The following is a 25,874-nucleotide window of genomic DNA, read 5'->3' as shown; positions in this document are numbered from 1 at the left end:
TCAAGCAACACAAATATGCTAGAAATCAACCGCGCCAGCTACGTACCTGACCCGTATCGATATGAACGAAGTTGCTACGTGGATAGTAACCAACGCCCCCCGCTCTCAGCGTTAACGCCGCTTCTCGAACATGGCTCAATTTAACGCCATCCAATCGAAAGTCGATGGCTTGACCTGTCATATGAAAACTCTTTTTCGCGACTCCGGAAGACTTGGCGCGCAAATTGGCGTTACTCGCAGGCGAACGATAACCAGAAATGATCAACACCTCACTGGAAACACCCAGCAGACGTTGAATTTCATCAATTTGATCAAACAGTATTCTATCCATTGGATAGACTTCATTACGACGATGATCACGGCAAAGATTATCTAAGCGACGCAACTCCGGCTTAATGTAACGCGTACCATCGAAATATCGACTTTCAAGGCTTTCACCGGTATGTAAATTATTAAGTGCTAACGACCTTGGTATCGAGACAGGTTTGGCAATACCTAGCGATGGGATGCAAGACGCTCCAATCCCTAGAGCAGCCATTTTCATTAGCTCTCTTCTTGATAAATTTTTTTGGATCATACTACTTCAATGGGGATGTACTACTTAGTGTCTGGCACGAAAGATACCCAGTTAATCGACATAACACAAATCGATAGAGCAACGAAATCTGGTGAGGTCTGAACAAAAAAACAACAAAAACACGTTTACTCTTTGAGCGTAAACGTGTTTTTTTCATTGATTATTTTTCACTAATTTTTGGAAAGTGCGGCATCATTCACGCTTTGCTTTGGGGAGTCGTATTCGTACACGTCATTTCTGAAGTGCACCTGCCCATCCTCAAGCCAAGCGGTTTGATAGATAATATGTACCGGTATGCGCTGTTTAAAACCAATCGACTTATTTGAGCGTTCCGTGATCATGCTATCCACGGATCTGCCCTGACCTTTCAACAAGACCTGTGCAAACTGTTCAGCATGCTCGACCCTGACACACCCTGAACTAAACGCACGGCTACTTTGATTAAACAGATACTTACTTGGCGTGTCATGCAAGAAGATCGCTCTATCGTTGGGCGTATTAAACTTAACTTGACCTAATGCATTGAATGCGCCCGCGCGTTGACGCATACGGTAAGGAAAACGCTTTGCGTTAATTTCACTCCAATCGATCATGGTCGGATCGACGCGCTCTTGCGTGTGCCAGCCCTCCAAGATTTCAATCTGTTGCGAAAAAAGATAAGTCGGATCGCGCTTAACCTTGGGGATAATATCTTTAACCATAATTTTCCAAGGCACGTTCCAAGTCGGATTGACAATAATCGAGTCCATTTGAGTCACAAATATTGGCGTTTGACGCGTGTATTTGCCCACAATCACCCGCGATTGAAAGCGAGCTTTGCCGCTATCCCAATACTGCAATTGAAAGCTAGGAACATTCACCAACACGATATTTTCACGCTGTTGTGGCCACAATCGAGAGCGCTCTGAATTCAGCGCTAAGATCTGTAGTTTGTCGTTTGCGGTTCTATTTAACCATTTGATCGTATTAGGACCAATAACCCCATCGTCTTTTAAACCATAAAGGCGTTGAAACTCTCGCACGGCATCGTCAAGCGCTGAATCAAATAGCCATTCATTATTTTCTAATACCAAGAGACCTGACTCGTTAAGACGCGAGAGTAATGCTTGATACTGCTCAACATCGAAAATATCGCCTTTGCGCTTCAAGCCAGTTTGATGAAATGTCTCAACCGGCAACTGCGACTTCGCCAATAGATCAACATACACCTGATCAAAACCCGGTTGCATGATCATTGGCGATGCCAGACTTTGTACAAACTCTAATATGTGGTCTTGATTGACAGCCGCAACAAGTAAGTCGATTTCGGTTTGCGACGGCGGTGGTAGTTGCTCATTGAGTCTATGAGTAAAGAACCACTCTTTTCCTCCATCGACCACCGAGCCGACGTAGCTCATATACAGCAACACCGTATCTGTCATAATTTGATCATACGTTGCGAAATCTTGCTGTTGGAACAGATGCTCAAGCTTATCAACGCGCTGCTCGAACACTGGGCTAAAACCTGCCAATCTCATCATATCAAGTTGCAAATGGAATTGAGCATTGACTTCACTATTGCTCCACACTGATTGACCATTGATTTGCTGGTACAGTTCACTGACCAGTGATGGATAAAATAAATCACTAGGCGCAACCAACAGGTTGCTATCTGTTCCCGTTACTGGGCTATCAGGATATTGAACGTCGATCTTTTGAGACCCTACGAGAAATCCCTGTATTTCACCAGGTTGAGCATTTAATTGACTTTCTTCAGACACCGCGATGGATGAAAGCGAAAACACTGCTATGCCCACAGATGATAAAATAATTCGACTTAACATCTTCAGACCTCCGTTATTCTGAGATCTTAAGTATGGCAGAAATCGATCCAGTGACATGCTTAATAATGTTTAAATTTTCACCTATCTCATTTGTGCAATTTCGGTCCAGTGATTATCCCATTGAATTTTCGAATGATAGCTTTGCCTAGTGAGATCGGAATTTATTTTGACGACTTTTCCCGCACCAGAACTGACAAAAAAGCAGCCTTGATCGACAACCACACCAGAAGCATCAGGCAAGGCATTGATCGACAAAAGATCTTGTGTCTCACGCTCCCAAATACCATAACAGTTGCCGCGAGGAGAGGTCGCCACAATATGATGCTTGGACACGCCAATGCTGGCAATATAGTGACGAAAACGCGCCCACTGTTCCGGTTCAGCATGGAGATGTTTGAGCGTTTTTCCCCTTTGATGCATCGCAACCAAGGGAACAAACTCGTCTGGATCTCCGCGATACTGTTGACCAATAAACACCGTTCCATCGGCGGTCGAAGAAAGATGGCGGATACTATTTTTATTGTCGCCCAAACTGACCTGTTCCAATAGCTTTCCTTCTGAGCTGAGATAACTGAGATTAGGTTGCATGGTTTGTAAATTGATCGGTGTGCGACCTTGAGTATGCACACCGCCTACCGCAACCACCAAGTCTCCATTTTCTAACACCTTTAACTCATGAGGACCAATGCCAAAACCTCGCCATTCGGCGACTTTTTGGTACTGCTGATGAACGTCATAAACACCGATAATTCCCTCACTGCTATGACTCTCTCCTTCTGTCGCGTACAACCAGCGCCCATCTTGCGAATAATCACCATGTCCATAAAAGTGGCGATTGTGGCTTGCCAGAATCACTTGTTGGTTTTCTCCGCGATTGAAATCGAGTATCACAGCAAAACTGCCCGGACGGCGCGCAAAAACAGCGCATTGGTTATGCTTGCCAGACACGGCAACCCCATGACCACGATCAGGCAGAGGCAGTCGATGGATTGCTTGACCAAACACATCAGACACGACCGCTTCATAACGGTCTTGAGATTGAATCCCGCAGCCAATAACTTGTGGCTTGAGGTCGCCGTCACGCAGCGCTGCAACACTGGATGACATTCCACTTACCAGCGTTGGGGCTAACATCGGGGAAGCCACTAAACCTCGTCCAGCCCATTTGATCAGTCTGCGTCTCTGGTTATCAATCGCCATCGGTAGCATTAAACCCGACGACAACGCCTAACTGAATCGCCGCCTGTTCTGACAATAAATAGCGCAGGTATTCCAGTTTATTGTACTGACTTAACACCTCGGTATAACCTGACTTGGTCTGTAATAAATCAAACAGACTGGCTTGTGATGACCATGTCGACAGTAACAAATCAAATTGCTTACTAATGCTATCGGCAAGCTCTACGTTGCCGTACTCTCTCAACACGTTGTCCAGCCCATGACCCTTCGCAAAATAAAGTGCTTTAAGAGCCTCAACATTCACTTTCAATTGTGCCATGGACGTTTTTGCTCGCCATGACTCCGAAAAATAGGGTTTAGGGTGCCCCATCTTGGCTAAAGGTCTCGACAGCTTTTTCATGCTGTAATCTAACTGATTACTCAGCAGCGCAAGGTATTCCCCATGCCAAGCTTGCTGATTAAGCGGCAACCAAGGGTTACTCGACCAAGCCGACGCGATTAGCTGAGAACGATTCACTAAGGCTTCAGAGATAGCGACCGCCAATGAGCAAGTCGCTCGGCTGCCTTGGCTCATTGATGCCTGTGAATCAAACAACAACCATTCCATCGCACCAAGCCCTTGCACTGTGACACTTTGCTGCTGCAGTTGATCGACTTGCCACTCGTCAGTTTTCACTGCAAGTAACATTTTTCTGCCCGTGGTATTTTTTTTATCTGGCCAGAACTGAATATTCCAACTCTGCTCCAAAGCCACTTCCGGTCCACGTTCTTGCCCTTGTAGCCTCATCCAAGCATTCGTGCCCTGTTGCCAAGCCAGTTTGACCTCTGAGATTTCGGTATCATGCTGACAAAACTGCCAAACGGACTGACTTAGGTCGACAAATCGCTCATTCAGTGACTGGGCTGACTGGTATTGCAGTTGATAGACAGCGTCACTCGGATGGCGAACGCTCGTCTCCGCAAAGGCATTTCCAAGGCAAGCTAGATAGAATAAACCAATAACAAAATGCTTCATTACGCCTCCTAGAGTGAGTTCAAAAACGCAATTAACGCGTCTCGTTCTGTTTTACTCATAGCCAATACCGCTTGCTTGGCTGATTGGGCTTCTCCAGCATGCCAAAGAATCGCTTCTGTCAGATTTCTGGCTCGTCCATCATGGAGAAATTGGGTATGACCATTGACTTCTTGGGTATAGCCAATGCCCCAAAGTGGTGGCGTACGCCACTCTCGACCTGTTGCTAGAAACTCTGGACGTTGGTCAGCTAAACCGTCTCCCATATCATGCAGCAGCATATCGGTGTACGGATGGATCACTTGCTCAGACAGCGCAGGTCTATCTGGACGCAGTGCCGTCTTTATGTGGGTTCGGTGACAGCTTTCACACCCTACTTGGTTAAACAGTGTTTGACCTAATATCACTTGAGGATCATTAACGTAACGGCGTTTAGGTACCGCTAGATGCTGACTATAAAATTCGACAAAGTTGAGTATTTTCTCGCTCACTTCCGGTTCACCGCCACTGTACTTTGGATGACAGACTTCTTGAGTAGAACTGCAATTTTCTTGCGGAAAGAGTGAACTGGTTAATCCGACATCACCATTAAACGCGGCGGCATTTTGCTGCATCAGACTCGGTTGACCCGCCTTCCAGCCAAAACGTCCTAAAGCTTGGCTATTGGTGGTCACATCCCAGACATAATTGGCTTTGCCAGACACTTTGCCCTCTGCCTGTTGCTGCTGGGCAATCGCGAGAATCGTTTGCTCAGGGATCGTTTCAAGCAAACCAAGACCAATCATAGGGGGCGCTACCCGAGCAGAAAACAATACATCAGGATGTAACTCTCCATAAGCAAGATCGACAATCGTTAGGTCAGGCTTTCTCAATAACACCGTCGTGCCATCGTCAAATTGCACCGGAAACTCTTGATAATCAACCACGATGCGACCTTCAGGCTGCATATTCGGTAAGGCAAAGTCTTGTAACTGATCACCGTAGTTGGGCTCAGGGATGACACCAGATTGTATAAGCTGCGCTTTTTGCTCACTAGTCACCGCCGGAATACTTAAACGAACCAACATAGACACCGCGGTACGCTCACCTTGTTCTGGCGGGTGGCCACGACCATCTTTTATATGGCAGTTTTGGCAACCATTGGTATTGAATAACGGTCCTAACCCATCCCTCGCATCAGTTGACGCGGGAGCTTGAACCCAAGGGTTACGAAAGAAGCTATTACCGACACTGAAATCAAGACGTTTACTCATGGGGAGATTAGCAGCGGGCAGAGAAAAGGCATTCGCGCCTTGTTTAGAAACCGTGGTGCTTCCGCCAGAACGCTCAGTGTTTTTGTGTGAGATGATATTGTTATTTGAGATATCGTTGTTAGAGATATTGTTGTTAGAGATATTGCTATTAGATAAACCGCTATTAGCCGTCGATTCGTTAACGGTCGCATGCGCCACGCCCGCATAGCTTGTAACGAACACCGCCATCCACATTGTGATTAATTTACGCTGTTTCATACCACATACTCACATTGATCAGCAAAGGGGGCATTGCGCCCCCAAAAAATTAGTGTTGTTGTTCTATTAAAATTCGTGGTCAGCCGTATCTGGATTTAGGCTGGTGATGCCGACAATTTTTGCCGCACGTTCAATAGAATCCGTTTGTGCAACCAAGGCGATAATGGCTTCATTGACCAGTTTGTTCCCTTGTGGGTTATTGGCTGCGATAAGTTGATCGAAATGTTGATCATCCTTTTCAGCGGCTGAAACCAATTGACCAACCTGAGCTCGCGCAAGATCAAACTGCTTTTGGATCTCTTTTGCCGCAGCGGTATCTTGTTGTGCCACTAAATCCGAGATGCTCGCACCTTCAACCAGCGAACCGTCTGCACGAACATAAGTCCCCGTATAGACATTGTAGATACCTTGCTCATTGTAGTAATGAGAGTTATGAGTGTTGTCTGAGAAACAATCATGTTCATCTTCTGATGAGTTGGCTTCCAATGCCACTTTCATACGCTCACCTGCCAATTCACCGAGTGAAAGCGAGCCCATGCCAAATAACATTTTACGTAAGCCATTATCGGCGTTGTCTGCAAGCAACGCTTGGCGGTAGTTGTCTTTACCCTCTTCTGCCCACTGCTCAGTCATCCAAGTGAGGTCTTCAATTAATAGCTCGGATGCCGCTTTTAGGTACGCACCACGGCGATCACAATAGCCATTTGTACACGCATCGCCTTTGGCATAATCGGTATAAGGGCGTTCACCTGCACCCGAGTTAGTGCCATTTAGATCCTGTCCCCATAATAAGAATTCAATGGCATGATAACCGGAAGCAACGTTAGCCTCAGAGCCACCCACTTCATTGAGAGAGGCGAGCAACGTTGGGGTTAGTGACGACGTATCGAGTGTTGTCGCACCGATTTGTAGGCTGGTATTCGCAACGATATTAGCCTGTGCCCCTTCGTTGCCGAGTTCATATTGATAATCACTCGCGACATAATCAATCAGCCCTTCGTCCAAAGGCCAAGCATTTAACTGCCCTTCCCAATCATCAACAATTTCGTTACCAAAACGGAACACTTCTGTCTGTTGGTATGGTACACGAGAGTCGATCCATGCCTGTTTAACATCAGAGAAGGTCTTTTCATTTGGGTTGGCTAAGAATGTATCGATAGAGGCATCAAGCGTCTTTGCTGTGATTAATGCATCTTCGAATACGGCATGAGCAAGGTCGGCATAATGTTCAACAACTTGCTGCTTGTTGACGGGTTCGGCATAAGCCATTGAAGCGCCGAGTGCTGCGCCTACTATAGCCGTACCCTTAAGAATTGGGGTTACATTCATGGAAATCATCCTTGTTGAGCAGTTATTCTATTTATAGTTACAATTATAAGTACGAATTATTATCATTAGCACTTTAATTGGATAATACTGGTTCACAGATAATTTTCAATAACAAACAATAAAAAAGCCTTACATTTCTGCAAGGCTTTTTACATTTAGTAACTTTCGGTATTGAGGCACTTTCTCGATTCAGTCACTCGGTGGAAAAATTAAAGGTCGAGTTGATGTTTACCGTGTGCCACTTTTGCTTTTAGGTAATTTTCATTGCCATCTTTGATGTGTGCGTGGGTATGAACAACCTCAATGATGTCAATACCGTGCTCTTGTAATTCTTTAATTTTTTTAGGGTTGTTAGTCACCAAACGGATTCGGTCTACCCCTAATGCATTCAGCATCTGCGCGGCTTCGGTAAAATCTCGAAGATCATCGCCAAAACCAAGATGATTGTTGGCTTCGTAGGTGTTCATTCCCTGGGATTGCAGCCTGTATGCATCGAGTTTGTTATACAGCCCGATACCACGACCTTCTTGGCGCAAGTACAAAATAATACCGCCCTGCTGACCCATTTTTTGAATGGTCTCTTCTAACTGTTCACCACAATCACAACGTGATGAGTGAAAGACATCTCCAGTTAAACACTCAGAATGCATGCGTACCATTGGCACATCATGTTTTTGGTCAGCTTGATGAAAAATCACTGCTACGTGTTCTTTGTCTGTTTTTAGACCACTAAACGACAGCATCTCTGCTTGTATATCGCTTTTTGCTCCAACTTTTAATTCAATTCTGGCTCGAACTTCCGCCATATTTTCTCTCACTTGCATATTTGAGGCTGACACCGATTTGATAGCCGCTCTTTTTATTTGCACTTCATAGCCGTTACTATGAGGGCGCTCGGTCGGCTTTTCAATCTCTAACGGGTAATCATACACCTGTGCTTGTAATCCGTCTTTCATAACTATCACCTAATGTTGCGATTTGCCTATCGTCGACGGTAACCGAGGGTATGTGGGTTCGACCGACGTTCTGTTTTGATACGGTCGAATTGTTATAATATAACAATAATAAACCTTTAGGTACAAAAAAACCCTGAGTATTCAACCTCAGGGTCTTACGCGAACATCGGGTGGTTAGATCAGGATCGGGGGCTAACCTTGATAATAATTTAGTTTTGGTGCTCTTCAGGATTGCTGTTTTTTCCAAACCGCAAGTTGGATCCAAACATTTTCTAATTCGCTCAGTTCCTCTTTGGTAAGAATAGCAATGGTTGTACTGTTTTCACTGCTATTGCGACCATCAGATGATCTTAAATGCGCATAAAAATCCTTTTTCAATTGGCTTATCACTGCTTCCACTACACTACCCACCCGAAACATCTAGTTACTACCTGAACTGTTTCATCATACCATTGTGATCGGATCGTACAGTATTTTCAAATCAAAGTGGAACTATGGTCACATATTGTTTTTAAAAAATGTTAAAGTTAACTCGATTTTGGTCGAGAGGAATCAGAGTATGCCGCTCGACACTCTCTGCAGTACATCCAATTGACCTCTGAACTCTGCATCTTAAGGTAACTTGGGTATAAATGATCCATTTTGCAGTATACTAACCCCCATTACTTTTCTGCTTGCTCACGACGCGCAAGCGCCATCAAGGATACTTAACTTGAATACTGAAAGCTTCTCTTCCCTGAATTTGTCACCCGCGCTACTCTCAACGCTTGATAGCTTGGGTTATCACACAATGACAGCGATACAGTCACAGTCATTACCTGAAATTCTTCAGGGCAACGATGTGATAGGCCAAGGCAAAACAGGGTCTGGAAAAACCGCTGCCTTCACTCTTGGACTTCTTTCAAACTTGAACGTGAAACGCTTTAGAGTTCAGTCCCTAGTTCTTTGCCCAACGCGAGAACTGGCAGACCAAGTTGCCAAAGAAATTCGTACCCTAGCACGCGGTATTCATAATATTAAGGTGCTGACTCTGTGTGGCGGTATGCCAATGGGTCCGCAAATTGGCTCTCTGGAGCATGGGGCACATATTTTAGTCGGCACGCCTGGTCGTATTTTGGATCATTTACAAAAAGGTCGCATCCAACTCGACGAGCTCAATACTTTGGTGCTGGACGAAGCGGACCGTATGTTAGAAATGGGGTTTAAGGAAGCAATTGATACTATTATCAACGAAGCACCTGTGCAGCGACAAACGCTGCTGTTTAGCGCCACCTTCCCAGAGCAAATCAAAACGATTGCTTCTCAGGTGATGAAAAATCCTTCCATCGTCAAAGTAGAAAGTAAACACGATCATTCCAGTATCAAACAGTATTTCTACCAATTGAGCTCGGGCGAAGAGCGCGATAATGCACTAGAAACCTTGTTACTGACTCACCAGCCGGAATCCGCCGTGGTATTCTGCAACACGAAACGAGAAGTACAGAATGTCGCGGATGAGCTTCATCATCGTGGTTTTAGTGTGATTGATATCCATGGCGATCTTGAGCAGAGAGATCGCGATCAAGCTCTGGTTCAATTTGCTAACAAAAGCGTTAATATTTTGGTGGCCACTGACGTAGCGGCGCGTGGTTTAGACGTGGATAACCTTGACGCCGTATTCAACTACGAACTGTCCCGTGATCCAGAAGTACATGTCCACCGAATCGGTCGAACGGGTCGCGCAGGTAACAAAGGGTTGGCGTTTAGTTTCTTTAGCGAAAAAGAGACTTACCGTGTCGCTCGTATTGATGAATATATGGACCTCCCTATTGAACCTTCTCAATTGCCATCAAGCGCCAATCAATCGCCGATGCAGCCAAAAATGGTTACGATTCAAATCCTAGGGGGCAAGAAACAAAAACTACGTCCTGGCGATATCCTTGGCGCTTTGACTGGGGACAAAACGCTATCGGGCGATCATGTCGGTAAAATCAATATGTTCCCTATGAACGCTTATGTTGCAGTCAATAAGTCGGTTGCTAAAAAGGCATTAGGCAAGATTACTAACGGCAAGATGAAAGGGCGACAGTTTAGAGCTCGCTTGCTTAAAGATTAATAGGATTTTGTTGATAACAAAGCAAGATTAAGCAGCGGAAGGTTGATGTCACTCTCTATAAGTCAGTAAAACTATAGAAGTCAGTCAAACTCCGCTGCCAATATACGCTGGGTTCTAGCTTGGTAAAAAGCAATTTGATTCCTCACAATCATAAAGTTAAACAAACTGATTAACATAACAACAGATGAGCGGTTTGGGCAGTGTCCTCAAAGCAACACTTCTGGTCATTATTCTAATTCAGTAAAAAACGTAAAAATATCGCCAATTCGCGACGGTAATAAGTATAGAAGTCCTTGTATGTTTTTTTTGATTTTTTGAGCTTAATATACTTCAGTTCACCATCAACAAGCCAAATTTCTTTGACGCCTGCCAATTTGTGATACCATCGGCGCCTGACTTTTTTTAGAGTAGTCGTGCTTCCGTTTTGATTCATACTTTAATCTAATAACTGATAATATACTTTATATCAATCCGCACTATATCTTTCTCAAGCTATAAAAGCTATTGAATCAACCTCATTTTGTTTACTTAATGAACAATAATTTATCCTCCATCACAAATTAATATAACTATCACTTACATTTGCGTGACATAATCAATCGTAAATGTTCAATTAAAAATTTATAAATTCAACCAGTTAATCACCTTCGTAAATGTAGCTATATCAAACATTACCTTAAATTGAATCAATTTAACCCCTTAGTTTTAATAAGTGATTACCCATTTAAACCATAATGTTTGTGGTGATATATAAAGTAACTGGGAACATTTCAAATCTATTACATTAATAAAAATCAGGACTATAACGACAAAACATAAAACAGTTTCCGAACGCTTATACATAGAGATATATCGACATAACCTCTGACTCCATGATTTATCACTTATATGTAACGGGTTTACCGAGCTAATAAACCTAAGTCAATGTCGCTATTTTTCTTATTGTTCAGATATAAAAAAGCCAGAGCGTATGCTCTGGCTTAATCATTTAAAATGACTGAGGATCTGGCTTATCGAAGATCCCGTTCATTAACCTAATACTTCATCAACCCAATGCTTCATCCATCAACACCTGCGCGTTGGATTGTTTTGGTTGTTCGCCAAAACCTCTCAAGCCAACCACATGCACATGCTCATGGTCTTTAAAGACCTTACGAACTAACTTGTAGGTCGTACCTTTCTCTGGGCTAATGTTTTCCGGTGCAGCGATCAATAACTGCATACCTTGACGATCACAAAGCTCAAATAGCGTCGCGATAGACTTGGCATCAAGACGCGCGGCTTCGTCCAAGAACAACAAGCGACATGGCAAGATATCTTTGCTGCGCAGGCGGCGAGACTCTTCTTCCCAACTCTGAACCACCATCAATAGGATGGATTGACCAGTACCAATCGCCTCACCTGTTGACAGTGCGCCGGATTCCGCTTGTAACCATCCATCTGAGCCGCGATTCACTTCAACACTTAGCTCTAGGTAATTACGGTAATCCAGCAACTCTTCACCCAGCACCTGTGGTGAACGTTGTCCCATGTCAATATGTGGGTTAACGCGTTGGAACAACTTCGCCATCGCTTCTGAAAACGTGAAGCGTGATGATTCGAACAGGTCTTTGTTTTCAGCCGTTAACGCCGATAGCAATTGTTCGTGGCTATCACGTACTTTGACATTCAAGCGCACGCCTTTGACCTGACCAAAGTGGATATTCGACAATCCTTGGTTGAGCATACGAATTCGGTTCTGCTCACGCTGGATAGTCTTTCTGATGATACTCGCCACCGAATCAGCACTGATCGCCAAACGGTTTTCGCGTTGGGTCAGTTCTTGAGTGAGACGCGCCAACTCGACTTCCATCTCTTCAATCGCTTCAACCGGATCGTCGGTACGAATAATATCCTGACGAATACGCTCACGCAGATGTTGATAAACCGAGATATAGAATAGCACCTTGCGCTCTGGCTTAGAGATATCTTCTGACTGTCTTAAAGCATCACGCAACGTTTCGTTGTTTGCCACCGCAAGACGCAATGAGCCCAAAGATTTATCCGAGATTGAACGCAGTTCTTGAGCCGATAAGTAAGCAAATTCACGCTTGAGTAATCGACGCTCTACATCATTCTCTTTCGCAAGACGCAGTACACTACACCAACCTGCTTTGGCCGCAACCACAAACTGACGTAACTCAGCGTAGTCTTTCTGAACCTTCTTAAGACGTTTAACCAGACCTTTCATTTCTAGTTCTGTCGCCGTCAGCGTCTTTTCATACTCGCTCTTTCGGCTACGCGAGGTTTGCAGAGCAAGATTCAGTTCGTTGCGGCGAGATTCAGCGCGTTCTAGCGCAATTTCATCGGCGACGACGCCGTATTCTTGCAACTCTAGCTTAAACTCTTCAACCGTTTCACGCTTCGCTTGATGCGAGCTTTTCAGTGAGGCAAGCACCTGTTGATATTGGCTTGCTTGCTCTTGCACTTGCTTTAGACCATCGCGTAAACGGCGGCGACTGGCTTCCGCTTCCACTAACTTGGCTTTCAGTTGCTCACTCAATTCACTGCCTTGGTTTAAGATTTCGACTGAGTCTGAATACGCGAAGTAATGACGACGTTCAACCACATCAGAGACAGCAAAAATTTGCGCTTTATTGGCTTGAAGTTCGCTATCGAGTTGTTGATATCGCTCGGTCAGTGCCTCGGATTGTTCAGGATCGCTGTCAAGAACATTAACCAACGATGCCAGTTTATTCAGCGCATCATCATGTTGAGAAATAAAGCGTTTAGCTTGCTCTAACTCCTCGACAGACTGTGCGACTTCCTCAAAACGTTGTTGCAGCGTGTCATCAAACGCTTTCGCCGCCAATAAGCTAAGGCGACCTAGCGCTGCAATTGACTGTTTAACTTGATTGTTTTGTGCCGTCACTTGCTGTTGCTGCTGAGCAATTTCGCTGAGATGACGTAAGCTTGCATTGCGTTTTTCACGCAGCTTTGCCAGTGCTAATTCGGGATCCGCTTCAAAAGCTAACTGTAGATACTCGGCGACAAAGTGGTTCATTGCCTGATACTGACGCTGCAACTTCTGAGCATCGAATGCCGCTTTAGCGTGTTTCTCTACCACTTGCTCTTTTTCTTCTCTCAACAGTGCAAGGCGCTGTTCACGCGCAGCACGACCAAACAGAGGAATTTCGGGCAAACGAGAGTAGCGCAATTGACGGTCATTAAGCTGAACGCACACCGCGCCCTCTAATTCATCCGCGTCAAAGCTGCTGTCATCGAATGCATCAACATCACCTTCGATGATATAGAGATCCTCTGGGCAGTCATCTAACTCAACCAACTTCTCTTTGATACCGTCGAGGTTTGAAACCACAATCGCATGACGGGCTGGACCATACATGGCACTAAAGTAAGGCGCATCGGCGAGCGTGATATCATCATAAATTTCAGACAGCAACACGCCACCTAAGGTATCCGCCAACCCTTTAAGACGCGGATCATTCGAGCCGCCTGGAGAGGCAAGATGTTCAATTTCTGTCTCTAATTGTTGACGACGCACGGCATAGCCATCGCGCTCTATAATCAATGCCCGCTCTTGCTCGTTGATCGAGTGCATGGATTCGACCACGGCACTGCGATCCAACAACTCAAGGTTGGTTAATTCACGTAAAGATTCCAAAGCATTAAACGAAGCGATCCAAGCCGGAGCAGACTGCTCTAACACCTTAATGTCATTAGCTGCCGTTTGCTCAAGTTGCTGCTCTTGGTGCTGAGCATCACGTAAAGACTCCGCTTGTAGCGAAAGCTCTGTTGCCGTCTCTTGTAAGCGCTCAGTTTCAAGTTCTACATCGCTTTCGATCTCAACAGTAATACCAGAAGTTTGCAGTTGGGCAATAAGCTGTTGTGCCTGTTTCTGTTGTTCGATGGACTTTTCAAGCTCACGATATTGAGCTCTTAGTTGCGCTTCATGTTTCAATTGCTCGCGATATTGCTGCGCTTGCTGCAAACAATGCTTCGCTTGCTGCGCCGCTTCATTGCGCGGACAATCTGCAACGATTTGCTTCAAGGTTGCATAGGCTTGCTCAAACTGCGCTTGAGCGGCACTGGTCAAATCGACCTTATGCTTAAGCTCCAACAGGGTTTGTGTGCTGGTCTGCTCAAGCTGTTTCAGTTGTGCCAGTTTTTGTTGTGCATTGGTTTGAGACAGGGTGTCATCATCAAGCAATTGACGCGCCTTCTCTAGTGCTTGCACTGCCTGCTGATATTGCAAAGCACGAGTTTGTTGTACATCAAGCGCTTGCTGATAGTCAGCCAACTGAGTTTTTAGGCTATCCACTTCTTCTTCAGCATGGGTGGCCTGCTCTTCCGCTTCGAGCTTACGGTCATTCGCTTCTTCCACCACCATCATTTGTTCTTCAAGACGCTCATTGAGTTCTTCAAGATCGTCTTGGTAGCGGACAATTTTTTCTTGTTGACGCAACGCATTCACCACCAGTTGTAAGTGGTCTTGTGCGCCTTGGTAGTCTTGCTCTAACGAAGATTCACCTTCCACTAACTCAGCCAGTTCTTGCGTTGCTTTCGCGTGCTGCTCATTAAATGAGTTCAAGCTATCTCGAGAACCAAAAAGCTCGGAGCGTAAGGCAAGCGACTGCTCAAGTTTGCTACGACGATCGTTAGCGTGACGCATAAAGTCTGCGGCCACATAGTTGGTCGATTCGGTAATCAAGTGCTTAAATAGATCACGATCCGCTTGTGTGACCTTAATAGCTTCAAGGGTCATGCGGTTTTCACGTAGCGCCGATTCCATATCTTGGAACGCTTTTTTGACCCCCCCGTTTTGCGGTAATAGATAATCACGCAAAGAGCGGGTTATCGCACTAGAAATGCCCCCGTACAAGGATGCTTCAATTAAACGATAGAACTTAGAGCGGTCGCTACTGTTACGCAACTTCTTAGGCAGCACACCCAGTTCAAACATCTGAGTGTGATAATCAACGATGGAGTTAAATGCCTTAAACTGCACACCCTCAAGCTCCGCAACTGCGGCTTTAACTTCGTTAATTTGGCGCACACGCGCGTTGTTGTTCGATAGTGTTTCTATCAAGATATCGGTAGGCTTAATTCCACTTGGAAGCCCTTGGATAAGGAAAGGTTTAATGTCTACTTTCTTATCTCGACCTGCGACTTGCTGTAGTTTGACCACAAACAATACACGCTGATTTCGTGAGTTCACCACATCAAGGGCGGAATAACAGGTGCCCGGTTGCAGTTTTCCGTAAAGACCTTTATCACGTGATGCCTGAGAACTGCCCGCTTCGGTGGTGTTCCTAAAGTGAAGCAGGCTCTGGTCTGGTATTAAGGCAGTGATGAATGATGCCATCGTGGTGGATTTACCGGCACCATTACCGCCTGAAAGCGTGGTGACTAAGCTATCAATATCGAACGTTCTGGCGAAGAAACCGTTCCAGTTCACCATTGTGAGTGATTGATATTTACCTCTTTCAATCATGCGTCATTCTCCGCTTGGTCTTGTTGTTGCTCTTCTTGCGGTGACACTGCTTCGTCATCGAGAATCAAACTTCTTTGCGTTGGGGCTTGCGCGTGTGTGACGGCTTCACCATCACGGATCAAGCGTAGTTGTGCTTCTTTGATATCATCGCCGATACGGACATCGGCACCAAAGCGAAACACCGCTTCACTGATACGAAACTTGCCACTGTCGCCGATGGAAATGGTCATACCAAGGCGACGCAAGCGACGTAATGAGGTACGGACTTTTTCAAACAGTTTTTCTTTATCGAGATCGGAACCTGTGGCTCGATGAGTCACTAAGCGCATCAATTTTTTTTCGTCAGCCAATGACAAGATTTCTTCGAAAAGTTCTTGATTGGTAAAGATACCTTCGTGAGCTAAACGCTCAGGGCTGAGGTAGAGAAAACAGAGTACTTTACCCACCAACATGTCGAGTTCTGAGAGAACGCTACGCGCAATCAAAGAAGTCGAACGTGGGCGTAAATAGAAAAAACCCTCTGGCGCTTTGACCAATTCGCTATTGTATCGCTGATAAAAACCAGCAAGTTCTACCTCGAAATCGCTCAGAAAGGCGTGATTATCCATATCTTCTGTCGAGATATGACGACCAGAACGCAATGCGCTGTCTAACCCGGGAAACAGTGGGTTTGTTATTGCTTTTGCCAGATTCTCTGACATGTATTCATCAATATTTGTCAATGACATTTGCTTGTACCTTTGCGCCAAAATCGTTGATGCTTTGCCAATCGGGCTGAATCGCAGAATAATCTGACTGCGAATAGCCGAGTCTTACTGCTTGGTCAACAACCATTCTCGCTAAATCAAAATGACGGGCTTGTGGATGAGTCGCTAGGTAGTCTCTCAACACACTGCCAAGATCGATGGGTGTTCCATTGCGTTTATGCAAGGTCAACATATCGCTAATTCGCTGGCGCAGTTCGTCATTTACTTGTGTTAATTCTTCATATTCCACATCAAGTGGTGCAGCACCAATCACCTCATCATCACGTAGCACTAATGCTTCATCACGAAGATCGGTCAGTTTTTCGGCGTCGGCATACGTCAGATACCAAGGCGCGTCAAAATACTCAGTCACCGACTGTCTTAGTCGTTGACTGAAGGCGCGGTTTTGGTCCATATCAATGGCAGTTCGGATAAATTTATGGACATGTCGGTCATAGCCAATCCATAAATCAATAGCTTGTTGACCCCAACTGGTGATGCGGTCAAGTTTCATCTGTAAGCCAAACAGTGCTTCACTGACAAACTCCAACTCATCGTTGTTGTAAACGAGCTCTTGAATATCCAATAACTGGGTCTGCAACTCATCCCCCGCGGCTTGCAAAGTGTCTTGTAGCTCTCGGAGGTTGGCTGAGGTTTCTGACAGTAAGGACTCACAGTTATTGATCGCCTCACGCCAGTCTTTATTGAGCAGCTCAGCAATCTGTTGTTTAACGGATTGCTGATGTTCATCCATTACCCTCTGGTTAAGGTCAATCTGATCAAAGATCTCCCCAACAGAGTATTTCAGTACCGCAAACACATTTTTACGCCAATGCTCGGGGGTGCCGCCATCAGTGGCGGCTTGAGCTGCCTTTGCCATTTCATCTGCCACCATTGACAGTTGAATCGAAAGGCGCAGCTTAGAAAACTCTCGGTGACGGACGTAATAGTCTGTGATACCCATCGCCAATGGGGTCAAACGATAGATGCTCGCACCCTCATTGATATCACTGGTAAATCGGCTCAACAGCTTCTGTTTTACTAATTCATTAACGGCGTTATTAGCGCGAAATCCTGTGGCTTCACCCGTTGTTTCAAATTGCTGGGTGACGATTTTGAATGCATCATGCAGTTCGCCCTCCCCCAACTCTTCATCAAATCTTTCATTACTTAAGACGGCGATTGAAATCAGAAATGCCAGTCGTTCGGTGGAAAGATTTAATGCAAAGTCGTGCTGTTTCACCCAACCGACGAGTTCATCGATCGGTTGGTCAACAACCCTTAGAGTGTTTTCACTCATACTCTTTCCTGCTAATTATTGCTTTGCTGCTAAATTATCGTTTTATGGATAACTATCGCTTTACTGCCCATACATGAATGTATCGACCCATGGACAAGTACGGCTCTTGTCGACACAACATCTGTTCCAGTTTTAGAACATCCTCTGCGCTGTAATCGCCCATGTATTGTCTATTGCCAATGTAATCGCTAAATGAACGAATCCCGGATTTACCTTGAATGGTAAAACCGCTCTCCTCAATCCATTTGTAGACATCTTCTGGAACCAGTCCTTTTTGTGGCTGGAGCTTAAATCTCTTGCGGTGTGGCATGCCTTCTAATACGTGAGGAATGTTGCCACAAATAGCATTTTTAAAAACTAACCCATGATGGTTATAAAACATCACTGACGCAACGCCACCGGGTTTCACCTGGGCTAATACCGTTTCTAGTGCGAGTCGCGGATCTGCGAGCCACTCCATTACCGCATGAAACAGTGCCATGTCTACCTGATGATCAAGATGCTGCTCTAACTCTTGGACCGGGCAATTAAGCCAGCGATAATGCTCAAGTAGCCCGCTTTTTTCAACCGATGCCTTAGCTAGCTTCAACATTTCACCAGACAGATCACACAATGTAACATCGTGTCCTCGGCCTGCAATTTTTTGGGATACCTGCCCCAATCCACCACCTGCATCTAACACTTTTAGTCGTGTGTTGGTATCATCTAGCACGGTCAGTGCCGCTGTGATATCTTCCCAAACAATGGTTTGGCGGATCTCACCCTTCTCTGAGCCATAGATATTTTTGGCAAATTTGTGGGCAATATCGTCGAAATTACGGTCTTGCATCTGAGTTTATTAAGTTACTATAACCAGTCGTGCCGCTATTCTGTCATATAAGCGACAGGAATAAAGAGGTATCACCTCTTTTTAGCGTTAAGTGGTGTTTTTTCGGACTATTGTATGTTTGAACTGAAAAAAATTGTCTCAGCCTTTTTGATGCCGTTACCGGCTCTTTTGATTATTGGCTTTTTGGGTCTCGCCCTAATTATGTTTACGTCTCGACGTAAATTTGGCTGTTTGGTGGTTCTACTCTCACTGACCGGCATCCTGCTTATCAGTATTCAACCTATTTCTAACCGTTTGCTGTTACCGTTAGAACGCCAATACTCAGCATTTTTACCGGTAAATGAGCCCATCGATTATGTGATGGTGCTCGGTCACGCTCATGTTGTGGATAGTTCTATCCCTCCAACGTCAGAACTGAGTCCAACGGCGTTAACCCGATTAGCTGAAGGCATCCGTATATTAAGAATGTACCCTAATGCCAAACTGATTTTATCCGGCTACGGTCGTCATAGCGAAACTAGTCATGCTCGAATGATGGCTAAGGTTGCTCTAGCTCTGGGGGTTTCCAAACCTAACATTGTGCTTTTGGAAACAGCAAAAGATACCTGGGAAGAGGCGCGTTTGGCGACGGCTTATGTTCAAGACAGCAATTTAGTCTTGGTCACATCCGCGAGCCACATGCCTCGCGCTATGAATGAATTTACACAAGCAGGGCTTAAACCCTATCCAGCTCCAACCAACTACATCGCGTCCAAGCATCTTCTCAACGGTTGGGAGCGCTATTTGCCTGACTCTCAATATCTTGCTCAAACCGAACTATATTGGCACGAAACTCTGGGGTCACACTGGCGTGAACTGCAAGACTGGGCTGTCGATGTCAGTAACCTTGAGTTCGCCGAACCTGAAGAACCCGAGCTAAATGCAGTGGAAGTAGGAAGCGAAGATGAATTAGAAACGCTCGAAGTGAACGAAACCGAGACAAACGAGATTGAGGAAGTAGAAATTGAGCTAAACAGCGATTCAAGCCAACCTTAATTGTGCGACTGACACTCTGTTTTTTTAGATTCTATTCTGCCTTAACTTAAAAATTGACGGCATCAAAATACAGGCATTGCCATTGGCAATGCCTGTATTTTTTAGTCGGCGAACATATACCCTTCACCGTGTACGGTAATAAATATCTGCGGGTTTTTCGGGTCTAGCTCCATTTTAGCGCGCATGCGGCGGATCAATACGTCAATAGTACGGTCATTGGGTGCATCTACTCGATGACTGATCATATTAAGTATGCGCTCTCGGCTGAGCACCTGATTAGGATAAGAAGATAACGCCACAAGCAATTCATATTCTGCCTTGGTGAGTTTTACTGGTTCCCCACCATTCGTCAGTGAGCGGCGCTGTTTATCAAATATCCAATCACCAAAATGCAGTTTACTTTCTTGCTTATCACTACCTTTGTCCACCGGCGTTTTTCGCGCCAGAGCAATACGCCAAAGTAAATTCTTCACTCTGACCAGTAACTCACGATATTCAAACGGTTTCGTCACATAGTCGTCAGCGCCCATTTCGAGACCAACGATACGATCGATGCTGTCGGTGCGCCCAGTCACCAGCACAATACCGATGTCTGATTGGCTTCTTAATTCACGGGTAAGGGTTAAACCATCCTCGCCCGGCAGATTGATATCTAGCATCACCAGATCGACACTCGATTCAGACAGCACTTGTCTCATCTGCTCACCGTTTTCAGCTTCACTGACGAGATAGCCTTCGTGTTCAAAGTAACCCACGAGTTTGCTTCTTGTCACGACATCATCTTCGACGACCAAAACATGATATTTCATTGTTTCTACTTCTTCTAATCTTGACCCCACTGCCATTTTAAGCGTTACGCTTCAAGATACTAGCAGTGAGTCTATTTATTTAAGAAAACCTTGATTCAGCACCACGCCAATACGCACCCCATTCCTTATGCTTCAAAGTTTAGTTTTAATTTATTCATATTACTTTATATTGTTTGGTTTTTTTTCACATTGTGAGTGACTGTTATTCATATTTTTTGTCTACACTATGAATAACTTGGGTATATACCCATAGAATATTTGCTGGAGAGTACCAAAGTGCAAGAAGTAAAAGCCTTTAATGAACAACGCGCAGAAATCTACTGGTGGTTATCAAGTTTATTCACCAAAGAGTTAACAGAAAGTGAACTAGAGCAATATCAATCGCCAGAGATCCGCGCTTTCTTGTCTGGGTTAGGTGAAAACGAAGCGCTAAAACAACCTATCGACAAATTGGTGGACGCACTGAACCGTCTGCAGGTTCGCCACGATGCTCAACTCGAACTATCCGCCGACTTCTGCGAGCTTTTCTTGAAAAGTGATAAACATGGCGCACTGCCATACGCTTCAATTTATCTTGATAAATCCGGTCTTCTTAATGGCGAACCCGCTTTACAAATGCAGCAATTATTAACCAAGCACAATATTGCCGTCACGAAAGATCTCAATGAACCCGCGGATCACCTCGCCATTGAATTAGATTATCTTGGCAACCTCATTATTCGCAGCAACGAACTTGAGGCTGAAAAACATCTTAACGAAGCGTTCTCAGAGCAAGCTGACTTTATTGAGCAGCACCTACTCACTTGGATCGAACAATTCAGTCAAGCGTGTGAAAAACACGATGAGTTTGGATTTTATTCAGCCTGTAGTGCTCTATTAGTCGCATTTTGCCAATTAGACCTGACTTATCTGCGTCCTTAGGAGTCAGCGTAACTTGCCGATTCTATTGGAAATTCAGTGGCACATCTCGCCACTGATATAAATTTATACAGATTTACATTGCTTGCAATGGATGCTCGACATACAATTCGCCGTTTCAGCGATTTATAGTCGCTCTGGTTAACTTTAAATAGGCATGAAACCTTGCTTATTTACCACTTTCTCTTCGTGTCCGTTTTGAAGCAGAAGGTGAGATATTAGGATATCGCGATGGCAACGATAAAAGATGTAGCTCGTCTCGCTGGCGTTTCAACGACCACCGTTTCTCACGTCATTAACAAAACTCGCTTCGTGGCAGAAACGACACAAGAAAAAGTCATGGCCGCGGTTGACGAGCTTAACTACGCACCAAGTGCCGTGGCTCGCAGTTTAAAGTGTAACACGACCAAAACCATAGGCATGTTGGTGACCCAATCAACCAACCTATTCTTTTCGGAAGTGATCGACGGTGTAGAAAGTTACTGTTATCGCCAAGGCTATACCCTAATTCTGTGTAACACAGGTGGTGTATATGAGAAGCAGCGCGATTATATTCGCATGCTGGCGGAAAAACGTGTCGATGGTATTTTGGTGATGTGCTCCGACCTCACGGAAGAGTTGTTAGAAATGCTTGATCGCCATGCCGATATACCAAAAGTTATCATGGACTGGGGCCCAGAAAGCTCACAAGCGGATAAAATCATTGATAACTCAGAAGAAGGTGGCTATCTAGCCACTAAATTCCTGATTGGTAAAGGTCATACCGATATCGCTTGTTTAAGTGGTCATCTGGAAAAAGCCGTCTGCCAAGAGCGTATTGATGGTTATAAGCGAGCCATGACCGAAGCGGGCATCGAAATGAAAGCTGACCGAATCCTTGAGGGTAATTTCGAGTGTGATACCGCAGTCATTGCAGCAAACCGAATCGCGGCGATGGAAGATCGTCCAACGGCTGTGTTCTGTTTTAATGACACAATGGCACTTGGCTTAATGAGTCGCCTTCAGCAACTTGGTGTCAAAGTCCCTGAAGATATCTCTGTGATTGGCTACGATAACATTGAACTTGCGGAATACTTCTCTCCACCGCTAACGACGGTTCACCAACCGAAGCGACGCGTGGGTAAAAACGCCTTTGAAATTTTGCTTGAGCGTATCAAAGATAAAGGTCATGACAAGCGTATTTTCGAGATGCATCCAGAAATCATTGAGCGTGATTCCGTATTGGATCTCAACAGATAACTTTCATCAGCTAGCAATGTTTGTAATAAAAGCCCGACGCGGGCTTTTACTCTCATGACAGAACTAGTCGATTCATTGCTTTCTAACCACTCTATTTTTTGAACCAACATCACACTTCACAGGTCAAGCCTCCGTTATCGAATCGCTTTTCCTTTATTCTTTAGCTTGTCACGCACAGGGCAAACCACTTGAAAAGGTGGGACGCAAAGCCTCCGGCCTAAACCCAATCAGGTAGGTAGCGGGGTTACCGATGGCAGCAGAGGAATTAACAGCAAATTCTCAAACTTTGCTAACAATTAATAACCTCTGTTTTGCTAATCTCTCGGACCTGATCTAGGTGGCGTAGTTATAGAAACCGAGAAATAAGAAACATGGATAAACCTATCTTAACAAATTCGATGAAGCTGTTTTCCGAAATCGGCGTGGTCAAATCACGCTCAATGTTCGGTGGCTTCGGAATATTTATTGACGACACGATGTTTGCACTCGTCGTCAATGATCGCATTCATATTCGTGCAGACAAATCAACGGCAACCAAATTTCAGCAACTGGCATACCATCCTTACGTTTACCAAAAACGTGGGTTTCCTGTGGTCACCAACTATTTCGCGCTACCTGACGCTTATTGGCAAACCCCAGAAAAGATCATTGAGTACGCAAAAGAAGCATTACAGGTGGCTAAGCAGGCCAAGATTGCCCAACAAAAACCAACCTCGATTCGACTTAAAGATCTTCCGAACTTGCGACTCACAACCGAACGCATGCTAAAGAAAGCGGGCATTGATTCGGTGTCTGAATTGCAACAACAAGGCTCCGTAGAAGCTTTTAAAGCTATCCAACGCACACATAAAGGCAACGTGAGTATCGAATTGCTATGGGCGCTTGAAGGCGCAATTGAGGGCAAACACTGGTCGGTGATTCCCCAAGACAAGCGTCAGCAGCTTGCTGAGTTAATTTAATTCGCGTTGGTTGGCTTGGCTGAAAGGCGAAAGACTTCGCTGAGTCATGAGAAATAGTAACGACTTTTTCAGACCCATTTAATTTACTATTGATGAAAGTTATTCGCTCATCCACCTGTCTACTAAACTATAGAGTGATATAGACAGAGGATAAAAAAGATGACGAAGCAAACTCATGACACGCCCAAGCGCTCCCCAAGTAAAAAACTCATTGTCGGGGTGTTACTGGTTATCCTCGTTGTTTGGGCGGGTATCCATTTCGGTCAATATCTGACTCTTGAAAATGCTAAAGCTCAGCAACTCGCGTTAGCGGAATTTATTGACGCTAATTTTGTTTTAGCGACATCAATTTACTTTTTTGCGTATATCGCTATTACCGCATTTTCTATACCCGGTGCCGCTGTAGTGACGTTACTAGGTGCCGCGCTGTTTGGTTTTTGGACCAGTTTAGGCTTAGTTTCATTCGCGAGTACAATTGGCGCAACACTCGCCTTTTTAAGCAGTCGGTTTTTCTTGCGCGACTGGGTCCAATCCAAATTCGCTTCTAAGTTAACCACCATCAATGAAGGCGTTCGTAAAGACGGCGCATTTTACCTGCTGTCATTGCGCCTTATCCCGGTATTTCCTTTTTTCTTAATCAATCTCTTGATGGGATTAACCCCGATTAAAGCTAGTAAGTTCTATCTGGTGAGTCAGTTAGGTATGCTTCCGGGTACCGCGGTTTACCTTAATGCTGGTACGCAGTTGGCGAATATTGATAGCCTAGCAGGTATCGTTTCTCCGACTGTACTCGCTTCTTTTGCATTGCTTGGCTTGTTCCCAATAATCACCAAGTGGTTAATGAACAAATTTAGACAAACACCACAGGTTCAAGAATAGATGAAGATATTTATTGCCAACTCCCCTGCTGAAGCCCATATCGCACATCAGCAGTTAGTTTCGCAGGGAATACAATCTGAGGTACGAGGAGAGTCGTTGTATGGATTGCGCGGTGAAGTGCCGTTTGACGAAAGTACTCTACCTTACGTGTGGCTAATAGACACGCGTCGAGCACCGGAGGCTAAACGTACCATAGAAAATTGGCAGATCAACCTATCAAACGCGGGAGAAGGCTTAATGTGGCTTTGCCAAGCCTGTGAGGAAGAAAATGAAGCGCAATTCGATATTTGCTGGAATTGCATGCAACCGAATATCAGTGAGGTCAAATCTTAACAGGCGCGTACCGAACGAATAAACGCGATGGAGTAACGATTAAACTCTTCTGGACGTTCCACATTACAAACATGCCCACAGTCGTTAATCTCTAGTAATTGACTCGACTTATGCTCTGCGACCATTTCTTTTACCGGCTTAATAAACATATAGTCCTGATCGCCCATCAAATACAGCGTGGGAATCGGCAGTTCTCTATCTTTAAAGTAACGGTTCAATGGATTCACTTCAGAGGTAAGTTCATACCAACGTTTGAACTCTTTTTGACACAGTTTCTTGGCCTCATGAACAAACATGAGTCTAGACTCTTTTTGACCTCGTTGCGGCATGACAATGTACGCAAACAGGCGATAGAGCCACATATACGGAATCACGTGTTTGCTCATATTGCCGATCTTAACCAAGATCTGAGAACGAGTGTTGAAGCGCGTCACAGCACCACCCAGCACCATTGAGGTGACACGGTCGGTCGCAATCTCAGCCAGATTACGCACGATGATGGTTCCCAATGACATCCCCACAAAGTGAGCGCTCTGAATTTTTAGATGGTCCAACACTTTCAGTATGTCCATTGTGACGGACTTAAAGGTGTATTGATTAGAAATAATGCCTTTTAGCAGATTGTTCGACTTTCCATGCCCTCTTAAATCGACAAACAGTAAATTAAAGTGTTCGCGATAGGCTCTAATTTGCTTAAACCAGATAGAGGAACTGCCGCCTGCTCCATGCACAAATACCACCCACTCTTTACTTGTAGGATGGTGATAAGTTTTATGAAACAGTAAACTTTCTGACATAGATGAATCCAAAAAAATATCAATAACACCGAGACAGCATACCATAATAGCGCT

General features: G+C 44.9%; 20 protein-coding genes, 1 pseudogene and 1 riboswitch. Of the genes and pseudogenes, 7 read left to right on the top strand and 14 right to left on the bottom strand.

Annotated features, from left to right (window positions below):
- Window positions 1-25 precede the first annotated feature (25 nt).
- From mepK to L9Q39_RS05570, 8 genes and pseudogenes are all read right to left on the bottom strand, one after another.
- Entirely contained in the window at window positions 26-577 is a 552-nt protein-coding gene (gene mepK / locus L9Q39_RS05605; RefSeq protein WP_237484125.1) for a peptidoglycan L,D-endopeptidase MepK, read from the bottom strand.
- Window positions 578-747: 170 nt separating this feature from the next.
- On the bottom strand, window positions 748-2,400 hold the full coding sequence (locus tag L9Q39_RS05600) for a L,D-transpeptidase family protein (RefSeq protein WP_237484124.1): 1,653 nt from the start codon (window positions 2,398-2,400) through the stop codon (window positions 748-750).
- Between the two features lie 81 nt (window positions 2,401-2,481).
- The gene (locus L9Q39_RS05595) at window positions 2,482-3,600 is read right to left on the bottom strand and encodes a DUF1513 domain-containing protein (RefSeq protein ID WP_237484123.1); all 1,119 of its coding nucleotides are present in this window, start codon (window positions 3,598-3,600) and stop codon (window positions 2,482-2,484) included.
- Window positions 3,590-4,594 (bottom strand): imelysin family protein, encoded by a 1,005-nt coding sequence (locus tag L9Q39_RS05590; protein WP_237484122.1) that lies wholly within the window; start codon window positions 4,592-4,594, stop codon window positions 3,590-3,592. The genes L9Q39_RS05595 and L9Q39_RS05590 overlap by 11 nt, the downstream gene beginning before the upstream one ends.
- Window positions 4,595-4,602: 8 nt before the next feature.
- Entirely contained in the window at window positions 4,603-6,102 is a 1,500-nt protein-coding gene (locus tag L9Q39_RS05585; protein WP_237484121.1) for a di-heme oxidoreductase family protein, read from the bottom strand.
- A 66-nt stretch (window positions 6,103-6,168) separates the two neighbouring features.
- Window positions 6,169-7,347: pseudogene (locus L9Q39_RS05580) on the bottom strand (imelysin family protein); the annotation flags it as partial.
- 293 nt (window positions 7,348-7,640) lie between these two features.
- Window positions 7,641-8,255: a GTP cyclohydrolase II gene (locus L9Q39_RS05575; RefSeq protein ID WP_435532828.1), complete on the bottom strand. Its 615-nt coding sequence runs from the start codon at window positions 8,253-8,255 to the stop codon at window positions 7,641-7,643.
- Window positions 8,256-8,612: 357 nt separating this feature from the next.
- Window positions 8,613-8,786 (bottom strand): hypothetical protein, encoded by a 174-nt coding sequence (locus tag L9Q39_RS05570; protein ID WP_237484120.1) that lies wholly within the window; start codon window positions 8,784-8,786, stop codon window positions 8,613-8,615.
- Window positions 8,787-9,099: 313 nt separating this feature from the next.
- Between L9Q39_RS05570 and dbpA the strand changes: the two genes are divergently transcribed.
- Window positions 9,100-10,482, top strand: coding sequence for an ATP-dependent RNA helicase DbpA (dbpA, locus tag L9Q39_RS05565; protein WP_237484119.1), 1,383 nt, complete (start codon window positions 9,100-9,102; stop codon window positions 10,480-10,482).
- A 1,045-nt stretch (window positions 10,483-11,527) separates the two neighbouring features.
- Here the strand turns inward: dbpA and mukB are convergent.
- From mukB to cmoM, 4 genes are read right to left on the bottom strand one after another with little or no spacing between them, the layout of a single operon-like run.
- Window positions 11,528-15,976, bottom strand: a complete 4,449-nt coding sequence (gene mukB / locus L9Q39_RS05560) for a chromosome partition protein MukB (protein WP_237484118.1) — start codon at window positions 15,974-15,976, stop codon at window positions 11,528-11,530.
- The gene (gene mukE, locus L9Q39_RS05555) at window positions 15,973-16,704 is read right to left on the bottom strand and encodes a chromosome partition protein MukE (protein WP_237484117.1); all 732 of its coding nucleotides are present in this window, start codon (window positions 16,702-16,704) and stop codon (window positions 15,973-15,975) included. Before mukE ends, mukB begins: the two co-directional genes overlap by 4 nt.
- Window positions 16,685-18,022, bottom strand: coding sequence for a chromosome partition protein MukF (gene mukF / locus L9Q39_RS05550; RefSeq protein WP_237484116.1), 1,338 nt, complete (start codon window positions 18,020-18,022; stop codon window positions 16,685-16,687). Before mukF ends, mukE begins: the two co-directional genes overlap by 20 nt.
- Before the next feature lie 52 nt (window positions 18,023-18,074).
- Complete coding sequence (gene cmoM, locus L9Q39_RS05545; RefSeq protein WP_237484115.1) at window positions 18,075-18,851, bottom strand: tRNA uridine 5-oxyacetic acid(34) methyltransferase CmoM; 777 nt, start codon at window positions 18,849-18,851, stop codon at window positions 18,075-18,077.
- Window positions 18,852-18,965: 114 nt separating this feature from the next.
- On the opposite strand from cmoM, the gene elyC reads away from it, so the two are divergent.
- Entirely contained in the window at window positions 18,966-19,886 is a 921-nt protein-coding gene (gene elyC, locus L9Q39_RS05540) for an envelope biogenesis factor ElyC (protein ID WP_237484114.1), read from the top strand.
- Between the two features lie 101 nt (window positions 19,887-19,987).
- Here the strand turns inward: elyC and torR are convergent, their stop codons facing one another.
- On the bottom strand, window positions 19,988-20,695 hold the full coding sequence (torR, locus tag L9Q39_RS05535; RefSeq protein ID WP_237484113.1) for a two-component system response regulator TorR: 708 nt from the start codon (window positions 20,693-20,695) through the stop codon (window positions 19,988-19,990).
- Window positions 20,696-20,971: 276 nt separating this feature from the next.
- Between torR and torD the strand changes: the two genes are divergently transcribed.
- The 5 genes from torD (at window position 20,972) to L9Q39_RS05510 (ending at window position 25,023) form a co-directional block, all read left to right on the top strand.
- Entirely contained in the window at window positions 20,972-21,616 is a 645-nt protein-coding gene (gene torD, locus L9Q39_RS05530; RefSeq protein ID WP_237484112.1) for a molecular chaperone TorD, read from the top strand.
- 228 nt (window positions 21,617-21,844) lie between these two features.
- Window positions 21,845-22,852, top strand: coding sequence for an HTH-type transcriptional repressor PurR (purR, locus tag L9Q39_RS05525; RefSeq protein ID WP_237484111.1), 1,008 nt, complete (start codon window positions 21,845-21,847; stop codon window positions 22,850-22,852).
- A gap of 168 nt (window positions 22,853-23,020) precedes the next feature.
- Window positions 23,021-23,104, top strand: a riboswitch (cyclic di-GMP riboswitch).
- Between the two features lie 119 nt (window positions 23,105-23,223).
- Window positions 23,224-23,811: a TfoX/Sxy family DNA transformation protein gene (locus tag L9Q39_RS05520; protein ID WP_237484110.1), complete on the top strand. Its 588-nt coding sequence runs from the start codon at window positions 23,224-23,226 to the stop codon at window positions 23,809-23,811.
- A 159-nt stretch (window positions 23,812-23,970) separates the two neighbouring features.
- Window positions 23,971-24,690 carry a TVP38/TMEM64 family protein gene (locus tag L9Q39_RS05515; RefSeq protein ID WP_237484109.1) on the top strand — a complete coding sequence of 240 codons (720 nt, stop codon included), beginning with the start codon at window positions 23,971-23,973 and terminating at the stop codon, window positions 24,688-24,690.
- A complete protein-coding gene (locus L9Q39_RS05510) occupies window positions 24,691-25,023 on the top strand; it encodes a putative signal transducing protein (protein WP_237484108.1) in 333 nt (110 codons plus the stop codon).
- Here L9Q39_RS05510 and L9Q39_RS05505 read toward each other — a convergent pair.
- Window positions 25,020-25,820, bottom strand: a complete 801-nt coding sequence (locus tag L9Q39_RS05505) for an alpha/beta fold hydrolase (RefSeq protein WP_237484107.1) — start codon at window positions 25,818-25,820, stop codon at window positions 25,020-25,022. The genes L9Q39_RS05510 and L9Q39_RS05505 overlap by 4 nt on opposite strands.
- Window positions 25,821-25,874: the final 54 nt, after the last annotated feature.

Source organism: Vibrio hippocampi, assembly GCF_921292975.1.
GTDB classification, from domain to species: Bacteria; Pseudomonadota; Gammaproteobacteria; order Enterobacterales; family Vibrionaceae; genus Vibrio; species Vibrio hippocampi.
The sequence above is the reverse complement of the archived record's forward strand: the minus strand, read 5'-3'. Positions and strand labels throughout refer to the sequence as shown.